Genomic DNA, 15,247 nt, shown 5'->3' on the forward strand with positions numbered 1-15,247 from the left:
CCCATAGGGATATCAAGCCACCCTTGTCAGTTACGCGTCAAGGGGTGGGAGCGAGGAGTGCCGGGTGGGGTGGTGTCCGTACGGCCGGCCCGGTGTGCGTACGGCCGGCCCGGTGGCGTGCGTACGGTCGCTCCGTCGGGTGTCGTGCGGTTGGTCCCCATGGTTTCCATGTGCCTCATGGGCGTGGCGCACATGTGCGCCACGCCCATGACCTGCTCTCAGGGAGAACTCCGCGACCGGGATCAGTGCTCGGCGCGCCGGCGGGGCACCACCTTCTTCAGCAGCGGCCAGGCCAGCAGCAGCACGATGATCGCGTACACGGTGACCGAGAAGGGTGTGTTGACCAGGCCCGAGACGCTGCCGTCACTGATCTGCAGTGTGCGGCGGAGCTGTTGCTCGGCCGCCGGGCCGAGGATGACGGCGATGATGGCGGGCAGGACCGGCAGGCCGTACCGCCGCATGCCGAAGCCGATCAGACCGATGACCAGCAGGATCACCAGATCGATCACCTCGCCACCGACCGCGTACGCACCGATCGCCGCGAAGAACAGGATGCCGGCGTAGAGGTAGGGCCGCGGGATGTGCAGCAGCTTCGCCCACACCGGTGCCAGGGGCAGGTTGAGGGCGAGCAGCAGCACCATGCCGACGAACAGCGAGGCGATGAGACCCCACACCAGGTCGGGCTCCCGTTCGAAGAGCAGTGGGCCCGGCTGGATGCCGTACTGCTGGAAGGCGGCCAGCATCACCGCCGCGACCGCGGTGGTCGGCAGGCCCAGTGTCAGCATGGCCACCAGCGTGCCGGCCGCCGAGGCGGACGCCGCCGACTCCGGCCCCGCCACGCCCTCGATGGCGCCCTTGCCCCACTCGTCCTTGTGCTTGGAGAGCCGTTTTTCCGTGACGTACGACAGGAATGTGGGGATCTCCGCGCCACCCGCCGGGATCGCGCCGAACGGGAAGCCGATGAACGGGCCGCGCGCCCAGGCCTTCCATGTGCGCCGCACGTCGTCGCGGCCCAGCCACGGCAGGCCCACCGGTATCGGCTCGGGCGGCCTGCGCCGCAGATGCGCGGCGACCCACAGCGCCTCACCGATGGCGAACAGTCCCACCGCGACGATCACCACGTCGATGCCGTCGGCCAGTTGGAGGGAGCCGAAGGTCAGCCGCTGCTGGCCGGTCATCTGGTCCAGGCCCACCAGGCCGATCGTCAGGCCGATCAGCAGCGAGGCCAGCCCCCGGATCCGCGAGGAACCCAGCACCGACGTCACGGCGATGAACGCCAGCACCATGATGGCGAAGTAGTCCGGAGCACCGATGTCCACGGCGAGTGAGGCGACCGCCGGCGCCAGCGCGACCAGCAGGATCGTGCCGACCATGCCGCCCGTGAAGTGACCGATCGCGGCGGCCGCCAGCGCCTGCGCGCCACGGCCCGACTTGGCCATGGGATTGCCCTCCATGGCCGCGACCACGGCGGCGCTCTCCCCCGGCGTGTTCAACAGGATCGAGGTGGTCGAACCACCGAACATCGCGCCGTAGTAGATCCCCGCGAACATGATGAACGCGCCGATCGGGTCGAGTCCGTACGTCACCGGCAGCAGCAACGCCACCGCCATCGCCGGGCCGATGCCGGGCAGCACACCGATCGCGGTGCCCAGCAGCACACCGATCGCGGCCCACAGCAGGTTGATCGGGGTCAGGGCGGTACCGAAGCCGTCCAGAAGGGAGGTGAGGGCGTTCACGTCACAGCACTCCCATCAGCGGACCACCGGGCAGCGGCACTCCGAGCAGGTTGTTGAACACGGTGTAGGCGACGAGGGAGACGGCCGCGGCGATCAGCGGGTCGCGGTCGAATCTGCGGCTGCCGAGGGCGAAGGCCGCGCCCCAGAAGAGCAGCGCGCCGGCGACGGGGAAGCCGAGCGGTTCGATGAGCACGGCCGAACCGAGGAACACCCCGGTGAGCAGCAGCACCGTGCGCCAGTCGGCGGGTTCGGACAGGTCGACGTCCTCGCCGGTCTCGGCCTGGCCCCGCCCGCCGCGCATCACGTCCACCGCGAGCAGGGCGGCGACGACGAGGAGTCCGGCGCCGACCACGACGGGTACCGTCTTCGGTCCGACGGGGCCGCGCTGGGTGATGTCGACGTCCATGGTGAGGGCGTCGGTCAGGACGAGCACGCCGAGCACCAGCAGCAGTACGCACACTCCGAGTTCCGAGTGGTCGCGCAGCCAGGAGCGCCGTCCGGCGGGTGCGGGGGGCAGGTCGGTGGTCGGTGTCGTCACAGCCCGAGCTCCTTCAGAACGGACACCACGCGCTTGTCCTCGGCGTCCAGGAAGTCGCCGAACTCCTCACCCGTCAGGAAGGCGTCGTCCCAGCCGTTCTGCTTCAAGGACGCGCGCCATTCGTCCGAGTTGTGCAACTCCTCCACCAGAGCGATGAGTTGATCGCGCTCGGCGTCGGTCAGACCGGGAGGGGCCACGATGCCCCGCCAGTTGGTGAAGTTCACGTCGTATCCCGCCTCCTGCAGTGTGGGCGCGTCCAGCCCGGGAACCCGCTCCGGTCCGGTGACCGCGAGCAGGCGCAGCTCGCCCGCCTTGATCTGGTCGAGGTACTCGCCCACGCCGGACACGCCGAACCCGACCTTGTTGCCGAGGATCGAGGCGAGCAGTTCGCCACCGCCGTCGAACGGGATGTAGTTGACCTGCTTCGGGGCGATCCCGGCGGCACGCGCCATCAGCATCGGTGCCAGATGGTCGGGTCCGCCGGGCGAGGAACCGCCGCCCACCGGCACCTTGCCGGGGTTCTCCTTCCAGGCGCCGATCAGGTCGTCGATCGTCTTGTACGGGGAGTTCCTGGCGACCACGACGACGTCCTGCTCCTCGGTGAGCCGGGCGACGGGGGTGGTGTCGGCGAGGGTCTTCGGGGCGTCGTTGGACCGGGCGGCGCCGACGACACCGAGGCCCATCGACATGGCGAGCTTGCCGTTGCCGTGCTCGCTCACCAGCCTGCTGAGACCGACGGTGCCACCGGCGCCGGGCAGGTTGAACACCTCGATGTTGTGGGTGAGCCCGGCGTCCTCGGCGTTCTTCGCGGCCGTACGGGCCGTGATGTCGTAGCCGCCACCGGGCGTGTTGGGAACCATGAGGCGCAGGCCCGGGATCTGTGTGCCGGTCTCGGTGCCGCTGCCGGTCGTGAGCAGCGGTGGGCCAACGAGTACCAGCACGGCGGCCCCGAGCAGGGCGAGGGGGGTGCGCAGGCGCACGAATGCCACCACCTGTCGGTCGGTCGTCTGGGGTCACGCAGAGCCCTGTGGGATGGGTGACGTGCGCCACATGGTGCACGTGCGCCGCCCGGCTGTCTCGCTTGCGGAACCAACGGAGGTTTTGGTCATTGCGTCAGCGCCTCAGCGGGTCATTGCGCCGGCGGGTCGCCGGGTGCTCCGGTGTCCGCCCGCGCACGTTCACCTGGGCACATCCCTTCCCGAGAGACACGGGTGGGCGCCATGATGGGGCACCCGCCACCCGCGCCGCACCTCGTCGTGCCCACCGGGCACGGGTGCATCGCCGGCCGGAGAGTCCGTCGGCGAGGAGAGCCCGCCGGCCGGTGGGCCCGCCGACAGGAAAGATCGAGTACGTCGTGGCCGTCACCTTCCGTCGTCAGACCCTCGCGGGCGAGATGCTGGTGCTCCAGCTCGCCATCGTCGTGATGGTGCTGCTGGCGGTCGCCGCGGTCTCCCTGGCGCAGTCGGAGGCGACCTTCAACCGGGTCGAGGGCCGCCGGGTCGGCGCGCTCGCCGAACAGCTGGCCGCGAACCCCCTGGTGCGCAACAGGCTGGTGCGGCCGGTGCCCGGGGAGGCCCTGGCCGCGCTGGTGAACTCCACCCAGACCCAGTCCGGGGTCACCTCGGTGACCGTGGCCGGGCCGGACGGCCGGATCGTCGCCTCCACGAACCCCACGGTGATCGGCGACCGGCTGCCTCCGGGCGACGGCGCCGTGCGCGGTCGCGGCTGGTCGGGCCCGCTGACGCTCGACGGCAGCCGTGAACGGGTCGCCCAGGTGCCGGTCCTGGGCGCGACCCAGGACAATCTGGGGCACCACCTCGGCACGGTGATGATCGGCGCGGCCGACCCGACGGTGTGGCAGCGGCTCAGTGGCGCCTCCTCGTATCTGCTGGCCTACCTGGGGATCGCCAGCGGGCTCGGGGTGGCCGGCTCCTGGCTGCTCGCGCGACGCGTCAAGCGGCAGAGCCTCGGCCTCGAGCCGCGCGAGATCGCGGGACTCGCCGAACACCGTGAGGCCATGCTGTACGGCATCGCCGAGGGCGTGATCGCCCTTGACCCGCAGCACCGGCTCACCCTCGTCAACGAGATGGGCCGCCGTCTGCTGGCCCTGCCCGAGGACTGCGTGGGCCGGAGCCTGGACGCCCTCGGTATCGACGGGCGGCTGCGGGACGTCCTCGCCGGGACGCAGCACGAAGCGGGAGGCCGGCCACCACGCCGGGCAGGCGATCGGCCGCAGGAGCGGGGCGGCGACCGGCCGCAGGAACGGGAGGGCGACCGGCCGCGGTCCCGAGCGGACGACCGGCCGCCGCACGAGGCGGGCCGGCGACGCGACGAGGTCGTCGTCCGGAACGGCCGGGTGCTGGTGATGAACCGGATGACCGTCACCAAGGACGGCCGCCCCCTCGGCTCGGTCACCACCCTGCGGGACCGTACCGAACTCGCCCGGCTGGAAAGGGAGATCGGGTCCTTCCGCAGCTCCTCCGAGCTGCTGCGCGCCCAGGCCCACGAGTTCGCCAACCAACTGCACACGATCTCCGGGCTCATCCAGATCGGTGAACAGGACGAGGTCGTGCGCTACATCCGGGCCTTGAGCCGGCGCCGCCAGTCCCTCGACGTCACGCTGAGCCGGCGGGTGCGGGACACCGCCCTCGCCGCCCTGCTGACGGCGAAGGCCTCGCTCGCCGCCGAACGCAGGGTGACCCTGCGCATCTCCGACAGCACCGCCCTGGACCGGCTCGCCCCCGAGGACGCCGCCGACGTGGCGACGGTCGTGGGAAACCTCGTGGACAACGCGGTGGACGCGGCGGCGGCCACCGCGGGTGACCCCGGCGCCGGCGCCGGCACCGGCGCCGGGGACGACGGGCACGGGGCCTGGGTCGAGGTCGAGCTGCGCCACGACGCCGCCAGCGTGGAGATCGTCGTCCGTGACTCCGGCCCCGGCGTCGCCCCCGAACTGGCCCGTGAGGTCTTCCAGCACGGCTTCACCACCAAGGCCGCCCAGGAGGGCGAGCGCGGTATCGGCCTGGCGCTCACCCGCCTCGTCTGCGAACGTCACGGCGGTGAGATCTCGGTGACCAACACCCCGGAGGGGGCGATGTTCACCGCCCGCATGACCGTCAGCCACTTCGCCGACGCGGTGGCGGAAGGAGCCGGCCGATGACCAGCACACACGGCGAGCACGCAGGGCCCGCGAGCGCCGACGCGATCGACGTGCTCGTGGTCGACGACGACTTCATGGTGGCCCGGGTGCACCGTGCCTTCGTCGAACGCGTCGAGGGATTCCGGGTCGTCGGCGTCGCGAACACCGGCGAGCAGGCGGTCGCCGCGGTGGACGGACTCCGTCCCGACCTGGTCCTGCTCGACCTGTACCTGCCGGACCTGTTCGGCCTCGACGTGATTCCCCGGCTGCGCAGCGCCGGCCACGACTGCGACGTGATGGTCATCAGCGCCGCGCGGGAGGCCGGCACGGTGCGCGGTGCGGTCCGGCAGGGGGTCGTCGACTATCTGCTGAAGCCGTTCGAGTCCGAGGACCTGCGGGCACGGCTGGAGCGGTACGCCGTCCGGCGCGGCCGGCTGCTCGGCGCGGTCGTGCGGGGCCAGGCCGACGTCGACCGGGTCCTGGCCGGAGCGACGGCACCGGTGGCCACGGCGCCGGCGCTGCCCAAGGGCATGAGTGTGGAGACCGCCGAACTCGTCGAGCGCGTCCTGCGCGAGGCCGACGGCACGCTGTCGGCCACCGAGTGCGCCGCCCTCACCGGCGTCTCCAGGGTCAGCGCCCGCCGCTACCTGGAGCACTTCCACACCGTGGGCAGGGCCGAGGTCTCCCTGCGGTACGGGGCGGCAGGGCGGCCGGAACGCCGCTACCGGTTCCTGGGACTGCCGAAGGACCGGCCCGACCGGGGGACCCGGCGGCAGCCCGAACCGCAGATCGGCGGACAGGCCGGCGGGCGGGCCGGGGGACAGGCCGACGGGCTCCGGTGGGGTGGCGGGGCGCAGGCGTAGAGGTACGGACCGGCACCCCGGCGCGCCCTCGTGCGGGGCGAACTCGCCCACGGCGCGGGGTTGTCCCCGTCCGCGCCCGGATCTAGGGTCGAGCAGCGGCTGCAAGCGCTTTCTCAATGCTCGGCGAGGACTCTCCGGGAGTCCGTCGGCAGCGTGGGCCCGTCGACCGTCCGGAGGAGTGCCGATGTCCCTGCCCCCCGTCCGCCGCCGCGTCGCCGTCGTGGGCACCGGCGCCATCGTTGCCGACAGCCACCTGCCGGCGCTGCGGGCCCACGCCGGCCGCACCGAACTCGTGGCCGCCGTCGATGTGGACCCGGGCAGGCTCGACGCCTTCCGCGCGCTGGCCGGCGAGCAGGTCGCCGGGTACGCCTCGGTGGACGTGATGCTCGACGCGGTACGCCCCGACCTGGTGCTGATCGGAACGCCGCCGTCGCTGCACCGGGAGCAGACGGTGGCCTCGCTCCGGGCCGGCGCCTGGGTGCTGTGCGAGAAACCGCTGTGCCTGTCGCTCGCCGAGTACGACGAGATCGCGGAGGCGGAGGACGCGTCGGGCGCGTACGCCTCCGTGATCTTCCAGCACCGCTACGGTTCGGGCTCCGTCCACGCCCGGGAGCTGATCGCGAGCGGTGCGCTGGGCGCCCCGCTGGTCGCGCACTGCCAGACCACCTGGCACCGGGACGCCGCGTACTACGCCGTCCCCTGGCGCGGGCGGTGGGCCACCGAGGGCGGCGGGCCGACGATGGGGCACGGCATCCACCAGTACGACCTGCTGCTCCATCTTCTCGGCCCGTGGGAGGAGATACGGGCCATGGCGGGCCGGCTCGTCCACGACACCGAGAGCGAGGACGTCTCCACCGCCCTGGTCCGCTTCCGCGGCGGCGCCCTCGCCACCGTCGTCAACAGCGTGCTCTCGCCGGACGAGGTGAGCCGCGTCCGCGTGGACTGCGCCGACGCCACGGTCGAGCTCACCCACCTGTACGGGCACCGCAACGACGACTGGTCGTACACCCCGGCGCGGCACGTCCCCGCCGCACGCGCTGCTGCCTGGCGCACGCCGCCGTACGACGTACCCAGCTCGCACACGGCTCAGCTCGGCGCGCTCCTCGACGCCCACGACGCCGGGGTCCGGCCGCCGGGCAGCGGCCAGGAGGCCCGGGACACCCTGGAGTTCGCGGCCGCCCTGTACAAGTCCGCGTTCACCGGCCGCCCGGTGCGGGCCGGTGAGATCACGGCCGGCGACCCCTTCCACACGGCCATGCACGGCGACCACCCCGACTGGGCCCCGAAGGAGTACGCGTGAGCGCCCGCGCGGAGCACGCCGAGCACGCGGTGAGGCCGCCACGGTCACTTCCGTAGGGGCACGGAGATCCCGCGCCACGTCCACCGCCCCGATTCCGAGATCTTCGAGTCCCGCAAGCCGTACGAGTGAACGACCGGACCTTCAGCGGCAGCCCCCGGGGCGCACGCCGGTCACCGCCCCCGCGCCGGCCTCGAGTTCCCGTACGAGTGGGGGAGGCGGGCCGATGCCACGGCGAGAGCGGTGGCCGCGCTCGCGATGCCGAGAACCGCGCCGGCGGCGACGTCACCCGGGTAGTGCACGCCGGTATGGATGCGTGAGTAGCCGACCGCGCCGGCCAGTGCGCCGAGCGGGACGGAGGCGGCGGGCAGGACCGTACCGACGGCGGTGGCGAAAGCGACCGCCGACGCGGTGTGCCCGGACGGGAAGGAGGCCGAGGTCGGCATCGGGACGTGCCGGTCCACGGTCACCCGGGCGGCCTCCCGGTCCGGCCGGTCCCTGCGGACGAGGCGCTTGCCGAGGATGTTGGCCGACGCCGACGCCACCGCTATGGCCCCGACCCCGACGAGCGCGGCCCGGCGCGACCGCGACCCGCCCAGGGCGAGGGCACCGGCGATGGCGAACGAGATCTTCGAGTGGTCGGCGGCGTGCGAGAGGCGGCGCAGCGCCCGGTCGAGGGTGGGGGTGGGAGTGGCGGCCACCGCCGCGTACAGGGCGCCGTCGACGGACCTGAGATCACTGAGGACGGCGGACACCACCCGGCGGAGACCGTCGGCAGGGGGTACGGGTGTCGTGAGCGGGCGGGCTCCGCCCTGGTCGGTGGTGGTCGGCTCGCTCATTCGTCTCTCCCGCGGTGGTGTGGTGGAGCAGGGTCCGCGCGTCCGGGGCCCGCTGGGCACACCCGCACCGCGGACCGGGAATCACCAGGTGCCCACGGTACGCGTGGTCAGCCCCATACGTTCGCGCACCCCCGTCGCCATGCCCGCCGCCACGCCCGGCGGCCGCGCCGCACCGGCCTGCCCGGAGCGGCGCGGACAGGCACCGTACGGCCGTACGCGCGAGCTTCCGGACCCGGCCCTACGGGAGACCCGTCCGGACCCGGCCGTACGGGAGACCCGCGCCTGCCCGAGTTCCCCAGTGCGCAGCTCGCCCCCGCTCGTCGGCAGCTCCCCGTCAGCCCGCCCGGAAGGTGCGCAGGCGGAGGGAGTTGCCGACCACGAAGACCGAGGAGAAGGCCATGGCGGCCCCCGCGATCATCGGGTTGAGCAGTCCGGCCGCGGCCAGCGGCAGCGCGGCGACGTTGTAGGCGAAGGCCCAGAACAGATTGGTCCGGATCGTGCCGAGGGTGCGGCGGGCGAGCCGGATCGCGTCCGCGGCGGCCCGCAGGTCGCCCCGTACGAGGGTCAGGTCGCCGGCCTCGATCGCCGCGTCCGTACCGGTGCCCATGGCCAGCCCGAGGTCGGCCCGGGCCAGCGCGGCGGCGTCGTTGACCCCGTCGCCGACCATCGCGACCGAACGGCCCTCCGCCTGAAGGCGCTTGATCACCTCCACCTTGTCCTGCGGCAGCACCTCCGGGACCACGTCCTCCGGCGCGATCCCGACCTCGTGGGCGACGGACCGGGCCACCGCCTCGTTGTCACCGGTCAGCAGGACGGGCCGCAGCCCGAGCGTGCGCAGCCGGCGTACCGCCTCGGGGCTGGTCTCCTTCACGGCGTCGGCGATCTCCAGCACGGCGCGCGCCTCACCGTCCCAGGCCACCAGGACGGCGGTGCGCCCGGCCGCCTCGGCGGCCTTCCGGGCCCGCCCCAGGTCCGCCGACGGCTTCATCTCCCACTCCTCCAGCAGCCGCTCCCGGCCGACGAGCACCGCGTGGCCGTCCACGACCCCCTGGACGCCGCGTCCCGGCACGTTGGCGAAGTCGTCCGGAGCGGGCAGGGCGCCCAGCTTCTCCAGCGCCCCGTCGGCGACCGCGCGGGCGATCGGGTGTTCGGAGGCGTGCTCCAGGGCGCCCGCCAGTCGCAGTACTTCGGCCTCGTCGGTGCCGTGGGCGGTGTGGACCTGCCGGAGGGTCATCCGGCCGGTGGTGACCGTGCCGGTCTTGTCGAGGACGACGGTGTCGACGCGGCGGGTGGACTCCAGGACCTCGGGGCCCTTGATGAGGATGCCGAGCTGCGCGCCGCGCCCGGTGCCGACCATGAGCGCGGTCGGGGTGGCCAGTCCGAGGGCGCACGGGCAGGCGATGATCAGCACCGCGACGGCCGCGGTGAAGGCGGCGGTGAGTCCGGCACCGTTGCCCAGCCAGAAGCCCAGCGTGCCCAGCGCCAGCGCGATCACCGCCGGCACGAAGACCGCGGAGATCCGGTCCGCGAGCCGCTGCGCCGAGGCCTTCCCGTTCTGCGCGTCCTCCACCAGCCGTGCCATCCTGGCCAGCTGGGTGTCGGAGCCGACCCGGGTGGCCTCCACGACAAGACGTCCGCCCGCGTTCAGCGTGGCCCCGGTGACCGCGTCCCCGGCACCCACTTCGACGGGGACGGACTCGCCGGTGAGCAGGGAGGCGTCCACCGCCGAGGTGCCCTCGAGGACGGTACCGTCGGTCGCGATCTTCTCGCCCGGACGCACCAGGAAACGGTCGCCCACCGTCAATTCCCCGACGGGAACCTTCTCCTCGCGTCCGTCCGGGCGCAGCACGGTGACGTCCTTCGCGCCGAGGTCCAGCAGTGCCCGCAGCGCCGCGCCCGCCTTCCGCTTGGCGCGTGCCTCGAAGTACCGCCCGGCCAGGAGGAAGGCGGTGACCCCTGCGGCGGCCTCCAGATAGATGTTCCCGGCGCCGTCCGAACGGGTGATGGTCAGCTCGAAGGGGTGGGTCATGCCCGGGGTGCCCGCGGTGCCGAAGAAGAGTGCCCACAGTGACCACAGGAACGCCGCCGAGGTGCCCACCGAGATCAGCGTGTCCATGGTGGCCGCGCCGTGCCGCGCGTTGGTGAAGGCGGCCCGGTGGAAGGGCCAGGCCGCGTAGGTCACGACGGGTGCCGCGAGCGTCAGGGACAGCCACTGCCAGTACTCGAACTGCAGGGCCGGAATCATCGCCATCGCCACGACGGGCACCGACAGCACCACGGCCGTTATCAAGCGCTCCCGCAGTGACCGGAGTTCGTCGGGGGCGTCCGGAGCCGGAGCGTCCGTGCCCGCGGGCGGTGCGGGCGGTGGGGGCTCCTGCGCCGTGTAGCCGGTCGCCTCCACGGTGGCGATCAGGTCCTGCACGGTGGTGCCTTCGCCGTGCGACACCCGGGCCTTCTCGGTGGCGTAGTTGACGGTGGCGGTGACCCCGTCCATCCGGTTGAGCTTCTTCTCGACCCGCGCCGCGCACGATGCGCAGGTCATCCCGCCGATGACCAGCTCCAGCTGTCCCCCGGCGGCCCCGGCACCGGTCTCTTCACCGTGGCCGGCTGTATGGACGGTCATGGGCGCTCCTGAAGACGAGGGCCGGCCGGGACGTACCCGACAGCGGCCGCGGTATACGGGGCGGGGGTATCCCCTCCCGTGTGTTCAGGTATACCCCCCGGAGGTATATGATTCAAGGGTCGTCCAGTCTTGACTCGGTACCCCCCGGGGGTATGGTGAAGTGTGTGGACGCCGACCCGGAGCCGGGCCGGACGCGCTGTTCCCGAGGAGAGACGGCCATGCAGACCGGACTGAAGATCACCGCATTCGCCGCAGCCCTGGCCGCGACGTTCGGCGCGGCGTACGGCGTCGGACAGGTACTGGACCCGGTCGTCGAGGACGGCGCGCCCGCCTCCGCGCACGACGAGCGGCACGCCCCCGGGTCGTCCGCGCCGCACGAGCAGGACGGTCACGGCGGGCACGAGACCGCCCCGGCGGGCGGCCTGCAGATCTCCGAGAACGGCTACACCCTGGACCTGAGGACCCCGAGGGTCGAGGCCGGCCACCGGACCGACCTGCGATTCACCGTCCGGGACGAGAGCGGGCGGGCGGTCACCGAGTACCAGCGCGAGCACGACAAGGAACTCCATCTCATCGTGGCCTCGCGCGACCTGCTCACCTACCGCCATCTGCACCCCGCGCGCGCCGCCGACGGCACCTGGAGCACCCCGGTCGACCTGCCGAAGGCGGGCGGTTACCGGGTCTTCGCCGACTTCACCCCGGCGAAGAAGGGTGCCGGGAACCTCACCCTCGGCGCGGACCTCGCCGCCTCCGGCCCCCACCGGCCGCAGCAGCTGCCCGAACCCCGCGACACGGCCCGCGTCGACGGCTACGAGGTCCGGCTGGACGGGACACTGCGGCCGGGACGGGGAAGCGAACTGGACCTGACCGTCTCCCGCGACGGCAAGCCGGTCACCGACCTCCAGCCCTACCTCGGCGCCTACGGCCACTTGGTGGCCCTGCGCTCCGGGGACCTCGCCTACCTGCACGTCCACCCGAGCGGCGAACCCGGCGACGGCAGGACCGAGCCCGGCCCGACGGTCTCGTTCGCGGCCACGGCGCCCAGCGTCGGCAGCTACCGGCTGTTCCTGGACTTCAAGCACGACGGAGTCGTCCGCACCGCGGCGTTCACGGTCCGGGCGGGCACGGAGGCGGGCACGGGCACGGAGACGAGCACTCCCGCACCGGACGCATCGGACTCCGGCACCCCGGGGCACGCGGATCCCGGCACCGGCGACGGTGCCGACGGCCACGACGGCCGGGGCGGGGACGGTCACGGCCACTGAGCCGCAGGCTCCGCCCGTCGGTCACGGCCTCAGCGGCAGTCCGTGGTGCGCGGCTCAGGCCACCACGACGCGCAGCCCCGCCTCCTCGAACCGGCGCACCGTCTCCGGGGTCACCGCCGAGTCGGTGACCAAGGTGTCCACCGACCCGGCCGGGCAGATCCGGGCGAACGCCCGCCGGCCCAGTTTGCTGGAGTCGGCGGCCACGATCACCCGCTCCGCCCGCTCGCACAGCAGCCGGTTGATCGCCGCCTCCGCCTCGTCGTGCGCCGCCGCGCCGTGCGTGACATCGAAGGCCACGACACCGAGCACCGCCACGTCGAGCGTGATCTGCTCCAGCACACCGTCCGCGAGCGGCCCGACCAGTTCGTACGACTGGGCCCGCGCCACGCCGCCCGTCACCACGATCTTGAACTGCGGCCGCACGGCGAGCTCACCCGCGATGTTGAGCGCGTTCGTCACCACCGTCAGCGCGGGCGACCCGGACGCGAGATCACCGCGCACCGCCAGCGCACGCGCCACCTCCGTGGTGGTCGTGCCGCCGGTCAGCCCGACCGCCTCGCCCGCTGCGAGCAGATCTGCCACGGCCCGGGCGATGCGCTGCTTCTCGGAGGCGCGGCGCGCGGTCTTGTAGCGCAACGGCAGCTCGTACGACACCCCGTGCGCCACCGCCCCGCCCCGGGTGCGCACCAGCATCTGCTGCCCGGCGAGCTGGTCGAAGTCCCGGCGGATCGTCGCGGCCGACACCTCCAGCTCGGCGGCGGTCTCGTCGACGTCCAGCCGGCCCCGCTCCACGAGCAGTTCCAGCAGCGCCTGCCAGCGGGCGTCCCGCGACATCCGGCCTCCCGTCGTGCGGTTCCCGTCGTCCCCGGACCTCGGGCCTCCGGGCGTTCCGGGTCGTCCCGGGTATCCCGGGTCCTCTCCGGATCTACGGCGACCCTAGCGCACCCCACTTCTGTTCAAATGCTTGATTGTGCTCGAAACTCCGCTCTATCTTGCAAGAACAATCACCGAGCAGGGTGGGGGCGGTCATGACGTATGTCGAGGACGAGCTGAGGAGTCAGCCCGAGTGCTGGACACGTGCCGCGGCGCAGGCCGGTGAGCACATCCGGGTGCTCCCGACGCCGGGGGAGCGGGTCGCGATCGTCGGCTGCGGCACCTCGTACTTCATGGCCCAGTCGGTGGCGGCCCTGCGCGAGGACGCGGGCCAGGGGGAGACGGACGCCTTCGCCGCCTCGGAGTTCCCGTACGGGCGCGCCTACGACCATGTCGTCGCCCTCACCCGTTCCGGCACCACCACCGAAGTCCTCGGCCTGCTCGACCGGTTGAAGGGCGGCACCCGCACCACCGCCCTGACCGCCGACCCGGAGACCCCCGTGATGACGGCGGCGGACGAGGCCGTCGTACTCGACTACGCGGACGAACGCTCCGTCGTGCAGACCCGGTTCGCGACCACGGCACTCACCCTGCTCCGCGCCCATCTCGGCCTGCACAGCGACACGGCCGTCGAGGACGCGCGCACCGCGCTCGCGCGGCCGTTGCCCGAAGGGCTCGTGCACCGGACCCAGTTCACCTTCCTCGGCCGCGGCTGGACCGTGGGCCTCGCCCACGAGGCCGCGCTGAAGATGCGGGAGGCGGCGCTGGCGTGGACGGAGGCCTACCCGGCGATGGAGTACCGGCACGGTCCCATCAGCGTCACCACCCGCTCCACGGCCACCTGGATGCTGGGCGACGCACCGGAGGGCCTCGCCCAGCAGGTGCGGGACACCGGCGGGTCGTGGATCCAGGGCACCCTCGACCCGCTGGCCGAACTCGTCCGCGCCCAGCGCCTGGCCGTCGCCGTGGCCGCGGCCCGCGGCCTGGACCCCGACCGTCCCCGCCACCTCACCCGCTCCATCGTCCTCGACTCCTGACACCGACCGCCGGAAGGACAGGCCGTGCCCCTCACCACCACCGGCGAACTCGTCGGCCGCGCCGCCACGGCCGGATCGGCGGTCGCCTCGTTCAACGTCATCACGCTGGAGCACATCGAAGCCGTCATCGCCGGCGCCGAGTCGGTGAACGCCCCCGTCGTCCTCCAGATCAGCGAGAACGCCGTCAAGTTCCGCTACGGCCGGCTGCTGCCGCTGGCCCGCGCCGCCGTCGCCGCCGCCGAACGCGCCGCCGTACCCGTCGCGTTGCACCTCGACCACGTCCAGAGCGACGCCCTGCTGCGCCAGGCCCCGGACGCCGGCTTCGGCTCCGTCATGTACGACGCGGCCCGGCTGCCCTACGCCGAGAACCTGGCCGCGACCCGGGCGGCCGTCGACTGGGCGCACGCCCGGGGCCTGTGGATCGAGGCGGAGCTGGGGGAGATCGGCGGCAAGGGCGGCAGGCCTCCGCTGGACGCCCACGCGCCCGGCGCCCGCACCGACCCCGACCAGGCCCGCGCCTTCGTCGCCGACTCGGGCGTGGACGCGCTCGCCGTCGCCGTCGGCACCACGCACGCGATGACCACCCGCACCGCCGCCCTCGACCACGCCCTCCTCGGACGCCTGTCCGCCACCCTGGACGTCCCCCTCGTCCTGCACGGCTCCTCCGGCCTCCCGGACACCGAACTCACCGCTGCCGTCGGATCGGGCATCGCCAAGGTGAACATCGGCACGGCGCTGAACATCGCCATGACCGGCGCCATCCGGGACTTCCTCGCCGCCCACCCCGAAGCGGTCGACTCCCGCGGCTACCTGACGGTGGGCCGCGAGGCGATGACCCGCGCGGTGGCGGACATCATCGGGACCCTCACGCCGCCCTGAGACCACCGGGACCACCGGGGTCATCCTCCAGGCCCCGCCCGCCCCCGCCCGGACCGTGGCGGTCACCCGCCCCACCGTGGCCGCTCCGGCCCGGAGCAAGCGGTGGACGTCCCGGTCCGGCCGGACACGTCCCGGCCCCGGCCCCGAGGGAATGCCGT

The 15,247-nt window shown here is 73.2% G+C and carries 12 protein-coding genes; 6 read left to right on the forward strand and 6 right to left on the reverse strand.

What is annotated here, in order from left to right; genetic code table 11:
* Positions 1–242: 242 nt before the first annotated feature.
* The 3 genes from ACIF80_RS13155 to ACIF80_RS13165 are packed head-to-tail and all read right to left on the reverse strand — an operon-like array spanning position 243 to position 3,254.
* The gene (locus ACIF80_RS13155; RefSeq protein WP_399803226.1) at positions 243–1,736 is read right to left on the reverse strand and encodes a tripartite tricarboxylate transporter permease; all 1,494 of its coding nucleotides are present in this window, start codon (positions 1,734–1,736) and stop codon (positions 243–245) included.
* 1 nt (position 1,737) lies between these two features.
* Positions 1,738–2,274 carry a tripartite tricarboxylate transporter TctB family protein gene (locus tag ACIF80_RS13160; protein WP_399803229.1) on the reverse strand — a complete coding sequence of 179 codons (537 nt, stop codon included), beginning with the start codon at positions 2,272–2,274 and terminating at the stop codon, positions 1,738–1,740.
* A complete protein-coding gene (locus ACIF80_RS13165; RefSeq protein WP_399803951.1) occupies positions 2,271–3,254 on the reverse strand; it encodes a Bug family tripartite tricarboxylate transporter substrate binding protein in 984 nt (327 codons plus the stop codon). Before ACIF80_RS13165 ends, ACIF80_RS13160 begins: the two co-directional genes overlap by 4 nt.
* A gap of 374 nt (positions 3,255–3,628) precedes the next feature.
* Between ACIF80_RS13165 and ACIF80_RS13170 the strand changes: the two genes are divergently transcribed.
* The 3 genes from ACIF80_RS13170 (at position 3,629) to ACIF80_RS13180 (ending at position 7,576) form a co-directional block, all read left to right on the forward strand.
* On the forward strand, positions 3,629–5,434 hold the full coding sequence (locus tag ACIF80_RS13170; protein ID WP_399803955.1) for an ATP-binding protein: 1,806 nt from the start codon (positions 3,629–3,631) through the stop codon (positions 5,432–5,434).
* Positions 5,431–6,276: a response regulator gene (locus ACIF80_RS13175; protein WP_399803232.1), complete on the forward strand. Its 846-nt coding sequence runs from the start codon at positions 5,431–5,433 to the stop codon at positions 6,274–6,276. The genes ACIF80_RS13170 and ACIF80_RS13175 overlap by 4 nt, the downstream gene beginning before the upstream one ends.
* 184 nt (positions 6,277–6,460) lie before the next feature.
* Positions 6,461–7,576: a Gfo/Idh/MocA family protein gene (locus ACIF80_RS13180; protein ID WP_399803234.1), complete on the forward strand. Its 1,116-nt coding sequence runs from the start codon at positions 6,461–6,463 to the stop codon at positions 7,574–7,576.
* Between the two features lie 170 nt (positions 7,577–7,746).
* Here ACIF80_RS13180 and ACIF80_RS13185 read toward each other — a convergent pair whose 3' ends face one another.
* Positions 7,747–8,412, reverse strand: a complete 666-nt coding sequence (locus ACIF80_RS13185; RefSeq protein ID WP_399803237.1) for a phosphatase PAP2 family protein — start codon at positions 8,410–8,412, stop codon at positions 7,747–7,749.
* A 334-nt stretch (positions 8,413–8,746) separates the two neighbouring features.
* Positions 8,747–10,954 carry a heavy metal translocating P-type ATPase gene (locus ACIF80_RS13190; RefSeq protein WP_399803958.1) on the reverse strand — a complete coding sequence of 736 codons (2,208 nt, stop codon included), beginning with the start codon at positions 10,952–10,954 and terminating at the stop codon, positions 8,747–8,749.
* 299 nt (positions 10,955–11,253) lie between these two features.
* On the opposite strand from ACIF80_RS13190, the gene ACIF80_RS13195 reads away from it, so the two are divergent.
* Complete coding sequence (locus ACIF80_RS13195) at positions 11,254–12,300, forward strand: hypothetical protein (protein ID WP_399803240.1); 1,047 nt, start codon at positions 11,254–11,256, stop codon at positions 12,298–12,300.
* A gap of 54 nt (positions 12,301–12,354) precedes the next feature.
* On the opposite strand, the gene ACIF80_RS13200 is transcribed toward ACIF80_RS13195, so the two are convergent.
* The gene (locus ACIF80_RS13200) at positions 12,355–13,134 is read right to left on the reverse strand and encodes a DeoR/GlpR family DNA-binding transcription regulator (protein ID WP_399803242.1); all 780 of its coding nucleotides are present in this window, start codon (positions 13,132–13,134) and stop codon (positions 12,355–12,357) included.
* A gap of 194 nt (positions 13,135–13,328) precedes the next feature.
* On the opposite strand from ACIF80_RS13200, the gene ACIF80_RS13205 reads away from it, so the two are divergent.
* Together ACIF80_RS13205 and ACIF80_RS13210 are read left to right on the forward strand one after the other, a co-directional pair.
* Positions 13,329–14,210, forward strand: coding sequence for an SIS domain-containing protein (locus ACIF80_RS13205; RefSeq protein ID WP_399803245.1), 882 nt, complete (start codon positions 13,329–13,331; stop codon positions 14,208–14,210).
* A gap of 24 nt (positions 14,211–14,234) precedes the next feature.
* Positions 14,235–15,089, forward strand: a complete 855-nt coding sequence (locus ACIF80_RS13210; protein ID WP_399803247.1) for a ketose-bisphosphate aldolase — start codon at positions 14,235–14,237, stop codon at positions 15,087–15,089.
* The last annotated feature ends 158 nt before the right edge of the window (positions 15,090–15,247 follow it).

Origin of the sequence: Streptomyces sp. NPDC085927 (genome assembly GCF_044540975.1) — a bacterium.
In the GTDB taxonomy this organism is placed as follows: Bacteria; Actinomycetota; Actinomycetes; order Streptomycetales; family Streptomycetaceae; genus Streptomyces; species Streptomyces hirsutus.

Bases quoted from the DNA above. Each gene is read 5' to 3' on its own strand.
- ACIF80_RS13175 (WP_399803232.1), top strand. From the start codon at position 5,431: ATGACCAGCACACACGGCGAGCACGCAGGGCCCGCGAGCGCCGACGCG.
- ACIF80_RS13180 (WP_399803234.1), top strand. From the start codon at position 6,461: ATGTCCCTGCCCCCCGTCCGCCGCCGCGTCGCCGTCGTGGGCACCGGC.
- ACIF80_RS13185 (WP_399803237.1), bottom strand. From the start codon at position 8,412: ATGAGCGAGCCGACCACCACCGACCAGGGCGGAGCCCGCCCGCTCACG.
- ACIF80_RS13190 (WP_399803958.1), bottom strand. From the start codon at position 10,954: ATGACCTGCGCATCGTGCGCGGCGCGGGTCGAGAAGAAGCTCAACCGG.
- ACIF80_RS13195 (WP_399803240.1), top strand. From the start codon at position 11,254: ATGCAGACCGGACTGAAGATCACCGCATTCGCCGCAGCCCTGGCCGCG.
- ACIF80_RS13200 (WP_399803242.1), bottom strand. From the start codon at position 13,134: ATGTCGCGGGACGCCCGCTGGCAGGCGCTGCTGGAACTGCTCGTGGAG.
- ACIF80_RS13205 (WP_399803245.1), top strand. From the start codon at position 13,329: ATGACGTATGTCGAGGACGAGCTGAGGAGTCAGCCCGAGTGCTGGACA.